Below are 12,284 nucleotides of genomic sequence, written 5' to 3' on the forward strand. Positions count from 1 at the left end.
GTGTGAGGGCACGCTGACCGGCAACGGCAGCGCACGCTTCGCGCCCGCCGCTTTACAGGCTGCGCCTGCGCGCTCCACCGCCTCTTTATGACCGGCGATAACCACCTGGCCCGGCGAGTTGAAGTTCACCGGCGAGACAACCTGCCCCTGCGCCGCTTCTTCGCACGCCTGCTGAATGGCCGCGTCGTCAAGGCCGATAATCGCTTGCATAGCGCCGGTGCCCGCCGGTACCGCTTCCTGCATCAGTTTGCCGCGCAGTTCAACCAGCTTGATCGCATCGGCGAAGTCAATGACGCCTGCGCATACCAGCGCGGAGTATTCGCCCAGGCTATGGCCAGCCATCATGGTCGGCATCTGGCCGCCCTTCTGCTGCCACAAGCGATAAATAGCGACCGAAGCGGCCAGCAGCGCGGGTTGCGTCTGCCAGGTTTTATTCAACTCTTCCGCCGGACCCTGCTGCGTCAGCTGCCACAGGTCGTAACCCAGCGCATCGGAAGCCTCTTTAAAGGTCGCTTCAATAATCGGGTTTTCCGCAGCCAGCTCGGCCAGCATCCCAACGGTTTGGGAACCCTGTCCCGGAAAAACCATTGCAAATTGCGTCATCTTTTGTTCCTTCGGTTAAAAACGAACCAGCGCCGAGCCCCAGGTGAAACCGCCGCCAAAGGCCTCCAGCAGAACCAACTGGCCCGGCTTAATGCGTCCATCGCGCACCGCTTCATCCAGCGCCGCCGGCACGGAAGCCGCAGAAGTGTTGCCGTGGCGATCGAGCGTCACCACCACCTTCTCCATGCCCATGCCGAGCTTTTTCGCCGTTGCGCTGATAATGCGCAGGTTAGCCTGATGCGGCACCAGCCAGTCGATCTGCGAGCGATCGAGGTTGTTGGCTTCCAGCGTTTCGTCAACGATGTGCGCGAGTTCCGTTACCGCCACCTTAAACACTTCGTTGCCGGACATGGTGAGATAAGCGGGCTGATCCTGGGTCGCACGATTCTGGTAAGGCAGCGTCAGCAGCTGGCCATAGCGGCCATCCGCGTGCAGATGGGTAGAGATAATGCCAGGCTGTTCGCTGGCGGAAAGCACGACGGCGCCGGCGCCATCGCCAAAAAGAATAATCGTACCGCGATCGCTCGGATCGAGCGTGCGCGCCAGCACGTCGGCGCCGATCACCAGCGCATGCTTCACCGCGCCGTTTTTGATGTACTGATCGGCGACGCTCAGGCCATAGGTAAAGCCCGCGCAGGCGGCCGCCAGATCGAATGCGGCGCAGTCTTTGATTTCCAGCATATTCTGGATCATACAGGCTGAGCTGGGGAAAGCATGGCTGCCTGACGTCGTGGCGACAATAATCAGCCCGATGTCATTTTTGTCCACGCCCGCCATTTCCAGCGCGCGCTCAGCGGCCTGAAAACCCATTGTCGCTACGGTCTCATCCGGTGCGGCGATACGTCGCTCGCGGATGCCGGTACGGGTGACAATCCACTCGTCCGAGGTTTCGACCATTTTTTCCAGATCGGCGTTAGTCCGCACCTGAGCGGGCAGATAGCTGCCCGTACCGATAATTTTGGTATACATGTCCGCTCAATCACTCCTGGCTAATACAGCCTTTAGGCGCGCAGCAATCCGCTCCGGGACTTGCCGCCGCACCGCCTGCTCTGCCTGTTCAATCGCTGCGGCAAACGCGCGTTGATTCGCCGCACCGTGACTCTTGATCACCGTGCCGCGCAATCCTAACAGACAGGCGCCATTGTACTGGTCGGGATTGAGATGGCCGAACCGCTTCGCCAGACGTTTCTTAATCCAGCGTCCCAGCAGTTTCATCCACCACGCCCCTTTCTTTCCTTCGCCGGATGATTTCAACAGCGAAAGAAACATCCTTACCACGCCTTCCAGGGTTTTCAGCGTGACATTGCCCACGAAACCGTCGCAAACCAGCACATCGGTCTTACCGGTCAGCAGATCGTTGCCTTCAAGGTAGCCGATATAATTAATTTGCGGCGCCGTCCTGAGCTGTTCCGCAGCCTCACGAATCGAACTCAGCCCTTTGGTTTCTTCCTGGCCGATATTCAGCAACGCCACGCGCGGCCGCTCGATGGCGAGCACCTCTTCTGCCATCACCGCGCCCATAATGGCAAACTGCACCAGCATGGCGCTGTCAGATTCTACATTGGCGCCTAAATCCAGCACCACGGTATTGCCGTGCTGCTGATGCGGCAGCACAGTCATTAACGCCGGGCGTTCAATGCCGTCCAGCGGTTTTAATAAAAGCTTCGCCAGCCCCATCAGCGCGCCGGTATTGCCGGCGCTGACGCAGGCCTGCGCTTTGCCTTCTTTCACCATCTCCAGCGCGATGCGCATTGAGCTACCGCGACTTTGGCGAATAGCCTGAGAAGGTTTGGCATCACTGGCGATAACCGATTCGGCAGGAATAACCTGCAGACGCCCCTTTACAGCGGAATCAGCTTTAGCAAGTAATGGCGTGATAGCGGCGGGATCGCCGATCAGAAGAAGCTGTAGTTGCGAATGTGAGGCCAGTGCCTGCAAAGCTGCAGGCACTGTCACGCAGGGACCGAAATCCCCGCCCATAGCATCAATGGCCAGGGTCAAACGTGTCAAAGTATCGCCTTGCGTTGCCGCAAGAATTACTTAACGATGACCTTGCGACCGCGGTAGTAGCCATCCGCAGTGATGTGGTGACGCAGATGCGTTTCGCCAGAAACTTTATCTACGGACAGAGTGGAAGTGGTCAGCGCATCGTGAGAACGACGCATGCCACGCTTGGAACGGGTTGGTTTATTCTGTTGTACGGCCATGGACCTTACTCCTATTACTTACGCTTTAAACTGGCTAATACGGCGAATGGGTTTGGTTTCTCCGCCTCTTCAGGCAGTTTGCCAAAGACCATGTCCGCGTCGGACACTTCACAGTGTTCAGAATCATGCACCGGAACTACAGGCAGGGCGAGAATAATTTCATCCTCGACCATCGCCAGCAGATCGATCTCACCGAAATCGTTGACATCGATCGGCTCGTAGGCTTCCGGCAACGCCTCTGCCTGCGCATCATCTGCAACAGGACTGAAGCAATACGTTACGTGAACCTGATGTGCAAAGGGCTTGTTGCAGCGCTGGCAGCTCAGCGTGACGCTAACGTCAGCCGTGCCTTTCAATACGGCTAAACGCTGGTTATCAACGGCAAACGACATAACGCATTGCACATCACTGTCCACACTGACAACGGAATCGGCTACGCGCTCTACCTGTTCAGGTGCGTACACACCCTCATAATCAAGGCGTTTTTGAGCGGCGCGAACCGGATCGAGTGTCAGGGGTAATTTTACCTTTTGCATAGGGCGCGCATATTATCTTTGTAACGACAGAGAGTCAAAGAAAAAGGCCGTTTAACAGCATCTTTCACCTGATATTCGCATCCAGTGCGGTGCACAGTTTAAAATGTCTGCATCCGATTCGCTATATTTTAACTGAAAATTTATGTCTCAGCTTATTTTAGCTTCAACCTCCCCTTTTCGTCAGGCCCTGCTGAATAAACTCGGCCTTCCTTTTATTACCGCTGCGCCGGAGGTGGATGAAACGCCGCTGGCGGGCGAAACGGCGCCGCAGCTGGTGGAAAGGCTGGCGCGGGCTAAAGCGCAGGCGCTGGGCGCGCGCTATCCTGACGGCTGGATTATCGGTTCCGATCAGGTCTGCGTGCTGGCGGGAAAAATAACCGGCAAACCTCACACGGAAGAAAATGCGCGCGCCCAATTGCGCGCCGCCAGCGGTAAAACGATCACCTTTTATACCGGGCTGGCGCTCTATTCCGCTGCGAAAAATCGCACGTTATCGCGGGTAGAACCTTTCCATGTTCACTTTCGCCCATTAAGCGATGCGGAAATTAACGCCTATGTTTGTCGCGAGCAGCCGTTACAGTGCGCCGGCAGTTTTAAAAGCGAAGGGTTGGGCATTACGCTTTTTGAGCGGCTGGAGGGACGCGATCCGAATACGCTGGTGGGATTGCCGTTGATAGCGCTATGCGAAATGCTGCGCGAGGTAGGCGTCGATCCTTTGACGGCGTAATGAAAAAGCGGTGGACAACGCGTTATGCCCTGCCCGCCGCAGAATAAGCCTGACGAAGCGCCCCGCTCGCGGGGCGCTAACCCCTTACTGCTGCTTGCGCAGCGCCGCCAGGCACTGTTTCAGCTCATCATCCAGCGGCGCTTCCATGCGCATGCGATCGCCGCTGTGCGGATGGGTAAAGGAGAGCGCTGCCGCATGCAGGAACAGGCGACGCAGCCCGGTCGGCGCGAGCAGCTTATCAAACTCCCGCTCGCCGTAGCGATCGTCAAAAGCGATAGGATGGCCCGCATGCAGCGTATGCACGCGGATCTGATGGGTGCGGCCGGTTACCGGGCTGGCTTTCACCAGCGTCGCCTGGGCGTAGCGCTCCTCCACCTTAAAACGCGTCTCGGAGGGTTTGCCCTCGCTGCTGACGCGCACCACGCGCTCGCCGCTCTGCAAAATATTTTTCAGCAGCGGCGCCTGCACCACTTTCACATGGGAAGGCCACTGCCCGCGCACCAGCGCCAGGTAATCCTTTTGCATTCCTTTTTCACGCAGCTGTTCATGCAGCGAGCGCAGCGCGGAACGCTTCTTCGCCACCAGCAGAATGCCGGAGGTGTCGCGGTCGAGACGATGCACCAGTTCAAGGAAGCGCGCTTCAGGACGCAGCGCACGCAGCCCTTCGATCACGCCGAAGCTCAATCCGCTGCCGCCGTGCACGGCGGTGCCTGACGGCTTATTCAACACCAGGATATAGTCATCCTCATAAAGGATGGCATTGGCGAGACTGGCGACGCGATCGAGCTTCGGCGAAATCGCCGCCTCTTCGCGCTCCGCCACGCGCACCGGCGGGATGCGGACTTCATCACCCGCCTCCAGCTTATACTCAGGTTTGATGCGTTTTTTGTTCACCCGCACTTCGCCTTTACGCAAAATGCGATAAATCATGCTTTTCGGCACGCCTTTAAGCTGCGTGCGGAGAAAATTATCGATGCGCTGCCCCGCTTCTTCTTCGGAGATAGCGACGATTCGTACTGATGGCGTGTTCATATTCATGGTCGGCGATTCTAATGAGTGGCGGATAATAGCGCCACTTCTTTTTCTGTGCTTAACTGACAGCGTACCGCCAATTTTGCGGCCTGTTCCCTGCTTTCTGATGGACGTGGTGAAAAAGCCTGCAAAATGAATGCGTAATGCAGCAAGAAAGTTTATCAGTAATGAAAAGTCACCTTGCTATAACAAGGTTAGCAATGGAATAATGGCTCGGTCTTCTGGCTGTATACCGTCAGAAAACCATAAATAGCGAATTAAGAAATTTTGCCGGATAGCACATACACGCAGCAATGGCGTAAGACGTATTGTGAAATCAGGCATTTAGCGGGCTGCGGGTTGCAGCCTGGACGATAAGACGGGATTGACTCTCTCTGGTAAATTCAGTGGCGGTTCCCTCATCCGAGCGCTGTTTTTCCTTATAAAAACAGGCTGCCGAGATTTTTGCGCCCCTTGAGCGACCGACAACCGTGAGGTTGACGCTGACGCGATAAGACACGGGGCCGTCGGTTATTCTTCGTCCAGTGTTACTTAGCCCGCAGCTTAGTCACTCACGTAAGAATAACGAGTACGTTACGATGAAAAGAATGTTAATAAACGCAACTCAACAGGAGGAGTTGCGTGTTGCCCTTGTGGATGGACAACGTCTGTACGACCTGGATATCGAAAGCCCTGGACACGAACAGAAAAAGGCCAACATCTATAAAGGAAAAATCACCCGCATTGAGCCCAGTCTGGAAGCGGCTTTTGTTGATTACGGCGCTGAACGACACGGTTTCCTACCGCTTAAAGAAATTTCCCGCGAGTATTTCCCCGCCAGCTACAACGCCCATGGTCGCCCCAACATTAAAGATGTGTTGCGCGAAGGCCAGGAAGTCATTGTTCAGATTGATAAAGAAGAACGCGGCAATAAAGGCGCTGCGCTGACTACCTTTATCAGCCTGGCGGGCAGCTATCTGGTGCTGATGCCGAACAACCCGCGCGCGGGCGGTATCTCTCGCCGTATCGAAGGCGACGATCGCACCGAGCTGAAAGAGGCGCTCTCGTCTCTGGAACTGCCGGACGGCATGGGATTGATCGTACGCACCGCAGGCGTCGGCAAATCCGCCGAAGCGTTGCAGTGGGATCTGAGCTTCCGCCTGAAACACTGGGAAGCGATCAAAAAAGCGGCGGAAAATCGCCCCGCGCCGTTCCTGATCCATCAGGAAAGCAACGTCATCGTGCGTGCCTTCCGCGACTATCTGCGTCCTGACATCGGCGAAATCCTGATCGACAACCCGAAAGTGCTGGAGCTGGCGCGCCAGCATATCGCCGCGCTCGGCCGTCCCGATTTCAGCAGCAAAATCAAGCTCTACACCGGTGAGATCCCGCTGTTCAGCCACTATCAGATCGAATCGCAAATCGAATCCGCTTTCCAGCGTGAAGTGCGCCTGCCCTCCGGCGGCTCGATTGTGATCGACAGCACCGAGGCGTTAACCGCCATCGATATCAACTCGGCGCGCGCCACGCGCGGCGGCGATATCGAAGAGACCGCGTTCAACACTAACCTCGAAGCGGCCGATGAGATCGCCCGCCAGCTGCGCCTGCGCGACCTGGGCGGCCTGATCGTTATCGACTTTATCGATATGACGCCGGTGCGCCATCAGCGCGCGGTGGAAAACCGTCTGCGCGAAGCGGTGCGTCAGGATCGCGCGCGCATTCAAATTAGCCATATTTCGCGTTTCGGCCTGCTGGAGATGTCGCGTCAGCGCCTCAGCCCGTCGCTGGGCGAATCAAGCCATCATGTCTGTCCGCGCTGTAGCGGCACCGGCACCATCCGCGATAACGAATCCCTGTCGCTCTCCATTCTGCGTCTGATTGAAGAAGAAGCGCTGAAAGAGAACACCAAAGAAGTGCACGCCATCGTGCCGGTGCCGATCGCCTCTTACCTGCTTAACGAAAAACGTGACGCTGTCAGCGCTATTGAAAAACGTCAGGGCGGCGTAAAAGCGATTATCGTGCCGAACGATCAGATGGAAACGCCGCACTACTCCGTGCTGCGCGTCCGCAGCGGCGAAGAAACGCAGACCCTCAGCTACCATCTGCCGAAACTGCACGAAGCGGAAATGGCGCTGCCGTCTGAAGATGAGCATGCTGAACGCCGTCGTCCTGAGCAGCCCGCGCTGGCCGCGTTTGTCATGCCGGATGCGCCGCCTGCGCCGCAGGAAGCCCTGGTTAGCGAGAAAACAGCGCCAGCCCCGGCCGCTGCGAAAGCGCCTGCCGCCGAACCCGCTGCGCAAACCGGCTTCATCGGCCGTCTGTTTGGCGGCCTGAAAAAACTGTTCGCCGCCGACGCCCCTGCTCCGACCGCCGTCGCTGAAAAGCCGCAGGAAGAGGAACAGCAGAGCAGCGAAGCGTCAACGCAGCCGCGCGAGCGCCGCAACAATAACAATCGTCGCAACGGCAATAACAATAACCGTCGCAACCGCGATCGCAATGGAGAGACCGCGCAGCAGCCAGCGCGTGAAGGCCGTGATACGCGCGAAAACCGCGAAACGCGTGAAGAGCCGCGTCGCAACAACAAACGTCAGCAGCCGAACGCCGAAGTGCGTGATGACCGCCAGAACGTTCTGAGCGACGAAGCGCGCGCCCAGCGCGAAGAGCAGCAGCAACAGCGCCGCGAACAGCGCGCCGAGCGCCAGCGTCGCCGTCAGGAAGAGCGTCGTCAGCAGCAGGAAGCCGCCAAAGCCGCCGCGCAACAGGAAGAACAGCAGGCCGCCGTCCCGGTTGAAAGCGAAGATGAAAGCGCAGTGGAAGAACGTGTGCAGGTCATGCCGCGTCGTAAGCCGCGTCAGCTGTCGCAGAAAGTCCGTGTAGAAAGCGCCGCGAGAGCCGCCGAGCGGATGGCCGAAGAAGCGAAGCCGTCCAACGTTGAACCGGTTGAGCCGCAGCCGACAGAGCCGCAGACGCACGCTGATGAGCAGGAAGAACAGGAAAACCGTGATAACGGCAATATGCCGCGTCGTTCACGCCGTTCTCCGCGTCACCTGCGCGTGAGCGGCCAGCGTCGTCGTCGTTACCGTGACGAGCGTTACCCGACGCAGTCTCCGATGCCGATCGCTTCTGGCGCCGCATCGCCGGAAATGGCTTCAGGCAAGGTCTGGATTCGCTACCCGGTCGCGCAGACCAGTAACGAAAACACGGAAGCGACCGACGTCGTAAATGAGACGCCGGACTACAGCCGCGAAGAGACCGCCGCCGCCGTAGCGCTGCCTGCCGCCGCCAGCGAAGCCGTTGCTGAACAGCAGCAGCCGGAGCAAACGGTACAGTACGCCGAGCCTGAGCAGATCGCCGCGCCGATCGCGCCGGTTGATACGCACGATACCTCCGCCATTGATGTGCCGGTGAACGAAGAACCTTCCGTAATCCCGGCCGCCGCTGAAGCGCGCGCTGAATATGTCGCCGCGCAGGCGAAACCGGTTGAGGAAGTCAGCGTCGCCGCTCAGGAAGAGGTTGCGCCTGCGGAAATCGCGCCAGTCGCTGCGCAGGATGAACAGCAGCCCAGCGCCATTGCTGAAAACAGCGCCGCCGACGTCAGCGAAGAAACCGCCGCGCAGGTCGAGCAGGTGCTGAACGCGCCCGCTATCGATGCGGAAGAAACGCTGCCGGTGACCGAGCCGCATGCGCCGGTGCCGGCGCGCGATGAAGCGCCTGTCGCGGTTGCCACGCCGTCTGTCGTTGAAAGCGCAACGGCAAGCCAGCCTTCCGTCATGGCCGGTAAGTTTCATGCCAGCGCGCCGATGACTAAAGCACCTGCGCCAGCCTGGCAGCCGGAAACGCCGCGTCACAGCGACTGGGTGCGTCCTCCCTTCAACTTTGAAGGCAGAGGCGCAGCCGGCGGCCACAGCGCCACGCATCAGGCGACGGCTCCGGCCACCAAGCCCTGATACAGCGTGTAGCTCGCTATCAACCCCGGCTCCGGCCGGGGTTTTTTATTGCCTGAAGCGGGCGAATTTCTCCCTGTATTGCCTCAAGTCATTTTTCGCTTTTTACCGTTTTACCGCCTGCGCCGTTTTCAGGGTAAAAAAAACCCGTCAGCGACGATAAGCCATCGGTGACGGGAAAACTGAACGCGCCCGGTTTAAGCACGTTCAAAAACGAAACGGTTAACGATTCATCTGGAACAGGGACATCTGAGACATATCGCTGAAGGTTTTATAAGACGCCTGCAACGCCTGCTGCTGCATGGTGTAGGTAGAGATCGCCTTGGTGTAGTCGACATCCACCAGTCCGCTCATACGGGTCGCCTGTAGCGTGCTGCGATCGGCGCCGAGGCTGTCCAGTTTATCCAGCTCATCCAGCTGCGTGCCCAACTCGGAGCGTACCGCCAGAATGTTGTTCAGCGAGTTGCTCAGGCCGCGCGTCGCTTTATCCAGCGCATCTTTAGAGACCGCTTTGGTGGCGTCGTCCGCATTCTGAATCGGCTGCTTCAGCGCATTAATGGCGGTATCCAGCGTGTTAAAAATATTGCTTTCGCTGACGCCGTTATTCGGCTCTTTCACCGCGTTGCTGGTCAACGACATAAATACCTGCGCGCCGGTATGGCTGGTGGTCATGGTACGGCTGGCATCGACCTTCTGCGTAATGGCGTCGGTGCCGCCGTTATAGACGATGCTACCGTTGGCATCTTCAGTAAAGGGCGCGCTGTCGCTCTTGTAACCGGCGAAAATATAGCGGCCGTTGCCGTCGGTGCTGTTCGCCAGGTTCAGCAGCTGCGAGCGAATCCCCTCAAGCTGCGTAGCGTAAGAGGCGCGGTCGTCGTCAGAAAGCGCGCCGTTGCCTGCAGAAATAACCGCCGACTGTGCGCTCTGCACGGCCAGAGTGACGTTTTGCAGCGTACTTTCTTCCAGCGAAACGCTCTGGCTGGCGAAGTTGCGCGCCAGCTTGTACTGGCTGTTCTCCGCCTGCGCCTGAGACAGCACGACCGCCTGCGCAGCCGCCAGCGGATCGTCAGACGGGTTGACAACCCGTTTGCCGGTGGAGAGCTGCTCCCCCGCCTTCAGCCAACTTGACTGCGCGTTAGATACGCCGCGCATCTGCTGGTCAAACATCATGTTGGTACTGAGTCGCATTGTGGTTATTCCTTCATTAATTCAATTAGCCACGGATGTTGATCAACGCATCGAAAATCGCTGACGCCGTTTGCAATACCTGCGCATTCGCCATGTAGTACTGCTGGTAGCGTTGCAGGTTGGCGTACTCTTCATCAAGGTTGACGCCCGACACCGATTGCTGGCGGTTAGTCAGCTGCGTCACCACGTTGGTCTGCGTCTCGCTGGTGGTTTTCAGCGTATTGGTTTTGTTGCCGATATCGCTCACCAGGCTGGCGTAGGCCTGCGACAGCGTCGCGTTGCCGTTCACCAGGTTTTTGCTCTGCAAATCGAGCAGTTTTTGCGCGTTGCGGTTATCGCTTTCGCCGCCCGTCGCCGACGCCGCGGCAATCTGCGACTCGTTGCTGATCGCCACGTCCATATTGACGATGGCGTTGCTGACCGGCTTGACCACAAAGCTATCATTGGCGGACGGCGTGCCTGACGGCGTCAGCTGCAGGCCGTCGAAATTGAGTTTGCCGTTCGCGTCCAGCGTCGCGCTGACGTTAGTGTTGTCCGACAGGCGTTTGACGTTCCAGTTGCTGCCGTCCCACGACACCTTGTAGTCGGTCGCCTGCGCCTTGCTGGTGTCGCTCCAGCTGGCGGTCAGGGTCACGGAGGAGCCGTTTTTGCTGTTGCTTACCACCGACGGGCCGCCGATGGAGAAGAAGTCGGTACCGGCGTTGCCTTTGCTGTCAAAGCCCGCTTTATGCTGGGTGTTGAAGCTGTCGGCGAAGTTGAGCGCCAGCTGGTTCAGCTTGTTGCGCGCCGAGTCGAGGTCTTCGTTGCGGAACTTCAGCAGGCCGCCCAGCGAACCGGTACTGACCAGGTTTTCCGGGATTTCGACATTGCCTGCGGTTTTATCCACGTAGCCGACGGTGGTGCGGGTCGGATCGCTGCTGGAAGGCATCGCCACCAGCTCTTTGGTGTCCGAACCGTTCACCAGCGCCAGACCGTTCGACATCGAAACGATATAGCTGCCGTCCTGTTTGGAGACATTGACGCCCACCAGGTCGTTCAGCTTGTTCACCAACGCATCGCGCTGATCCATCAGGCTGTTGGGATCGGCGCCGGCGCCCGCCGCCTGGAGCTTGCCGATCTGACCGTTCAGATTGGCGATCTGGCTGGAGTAGCTGTTGATCTGCTGGATGGACGACGCCACGTTGGTGTTGATGCTGCTGTCCATGTTGCGCAGATACTGGTCGGTCACTTTAAACTGGTTAACCAGACCGGACGCTTTGCCCATCAGCGTCTGACGCGCGGAAGGATCGTCCGCGTTGCTCACGACGTTCTGCAACGTGGTGAAGAAATCAGAAAGCGTGGTCGACAGGCTGTTAGACGACGAAGACATCAGGTCGTCGATATTCGAAATCTGGTTATATTGCGAAGTAATGCCACTGTTCTGCGCAGAAGCGCTGCGCAGCTGACCGGTAATGAACTCGTCATATTCGCGATGAACGCCGCTAACGGTGACGCCGTTGCCGTAATAGCTGCTGCCGCTCAGGGTGCTGGGCAGCGATGACAGATCCGCCGTCTGGCGCGAATAGCCGTCTACCCTGTAATTGCTGATGTTATTGCTGGTCGTGCTCAGCGCAGCCTGCGCGGCGCTCAGTCCGCTCATTGCGGAGTTAATTAAGCTGGACATGTCGGTTCCTTTTTGCCCCGGTAACGCACCGGGCGGCAGTAAACGAATCGGGTGCCGCGAGCGTGCTGGACACTCTCTGGCCTGTTGTGGTTATCGGCGTGCTTAAGTGAAACTTGAGTGAAAAATCAGAACAGATCGCCGATATCATTGCCGTAGGCTTTGGCGACCTTTTCGCCCAGATTTTTAAACTGCTGGATCATGCCCACCAGCTTTTTGGCGTACTTCGGATCGGTGGCGTAGCCCGCTTCCTGCAACGCATGCGCGCCCTCTTCCGCCGTTTTCGCCGTGGTCACTTTGGCGTAACGCGAATTGTTGCTCAGCAGGTTGGCGTAGTCGGTTAACGCATCAAGATAGGAGTCATAGACGCGGAATGCCGCCTTCACCTTTTTCGCCACGCCGTTCTCA

At 58.0% G+C, this 12,284-nt stretch carries 11 protein-coding genes; 2 read left to right on the plus strand and 9 right to left on the minus strand.

What is annotated here, in order from left to right; all coding sequences use genetic code 11:
• From fabD to yceD, 5 genes are all read right to left on the minus strand, one after another.
• The coding region (gene fabD, locus MYY08_RS08880; protein ID WP_288013939.1) for an ACP S-malonyltransferase at positions 1–603 on the minus strand (603 nt) is incomplete at its 3' end.
• A gap of 15 nt (positions 604–618) precedes the next feature.
• Positions 619–1,572: a beta-ketoacyl-ACP synthase III gene (locus MYY08_RS08885; protein WP_038626784.1), complete on the minus strand. Its 954-nt coding sequence runs from the start codon at positions 1,570–1,572 to the stop codon at positions 619–621.
• 6 nt (positions 1,573–1,578) lie between these two features.
• Positions 1,579–2,613, minus strand: a complete 1,035-nt coding sequence (gene plsX / locus MYY08_RS08890; RefSeq protein ID WP_084970496.1) for a phosphate acyltransferase PlsX — start codon at positions 2,611–2,613, stop codon at positions 1,579–1,581.
• 26 nt (positions 2,614–2,639) lie between these two features.
• Positions 2,640–2,810, minus strand: a complete 171-nt coding sequence (gene rpmF / locus MYY08_RS08895) for a 50S ribosomal protein L32 (protein ID WP_038626789.1) — start codon at positions 2,808–2,810, stop codon at positions 2,640–2,642.
• A gap of 14 nt (positions 2,811–2,824) precedes the next feature.
• Positions 2,825–3,346 carry a 23S rRNA accumulation protein YceD gene (gene yceD / locus MYY08_RS08900; RefSeq protein ID WP_038626792.1) on the minus strand — a complete coding sequence of 174 codons (522 nt, stop codon included), beginning with the start codon at positions 3,344–3,346 and terminating at the stop codon, positions 2,825–2,827.
• A gap of 142 nt (positions 3,347–3,488) precedes the next feature.
• On the opposite strand from yceD, the gene MYY08_RS08905 reads away from it, so the two are divergent.
• Positions 3,489–4,073: a Maf family protein gene (locus tag MYY08_RS08905; RefSeq protein WP_038626793.1), complete on the plus strand. Its 585-nt coding sequence runs from the start codon at positions 3,489–3,491 to the stop codon at positions 4,071–4,073.
• A gap of 84 nt (positions 4,074–4,157) precedes the next feature.
• On the opposite strand, the gene rluC is transcribed toward MYY08_RS08905, so the two are convergent.
• Positions 4,158–5,111, minus strand: a complete 954-nt coding sequence (rluC, locus tag MYY08_RS08910) for a 23S rRNA pseudouridine(955/2504/2580) synthase RluC (RefSeq protein ID WP_038626796.1) — start codon at positions 5,109–5,111, stop codon at positions 4,158–4,160.
• A 572-nt stretch (positions 5,112–5,683) separates the two neighbouring features.
• Between rluC and rne the strand changes: the two genes are divergently transcribed.
• Complete coding sequence (gene rne, locus MYY08_RS08915; protein ID WP_038626798.1) at positions 5,684–9,031, plus strand: ribonuclease E; 3,348 nt, start codon at positions 5,684–5,686, stop codon at positions 9,029–9,031.
• A gap of 219 nt (positions 9,032–9,250) precedes the next feature.
• Here rne and flgL read toward each other — a convergent pair whose 3' ends face one another.
• The 3 genes from flgL to MYY08_RS08930 all read right to left on the minus strand — a co-directional run.
• Positions 9,251–10,216, minus strand: coding sequence for a flagellar hook-associated protein FlgL (gene flgL, locus MYY08_RS08920; protein ID WP_084970495.1), 966 nt, complete (start codon positions 10,214–10,216; stop codon positions 9,251–9,253).
• 25 nt (positions 10,217–10,241) lie between these two features.
• Entirely contained in the window at positions 10,242–11,879 is a 1,638-nt protein-coding gene (gene flgK, locus MYY08_RS08925; protein WP_084970494.1) for a flagellar hook-associated protein FlgK, read from the minus strand.
• Between the two features lie 125 nt (positions 11,880–12,004).
• The coding region (locus tag MYY08_RS08930) for a glucosaminidase domain-containing protein (RefSeq protein WP_288013940.1) at positions 12,005–12,284 on the minus strand (280 nt) is incomplete at its 5' end.

Source organism: Mixta sp., assembly GCF_024610815.1.
In the GTDB taxonomy this organism is placed as follows: domain Bacteria; phylum Pseudomonadota; class Gammaproteobacteria; order Enterobacterales; family Enterobacteriaceae; genus Mixta; species Mixta calida.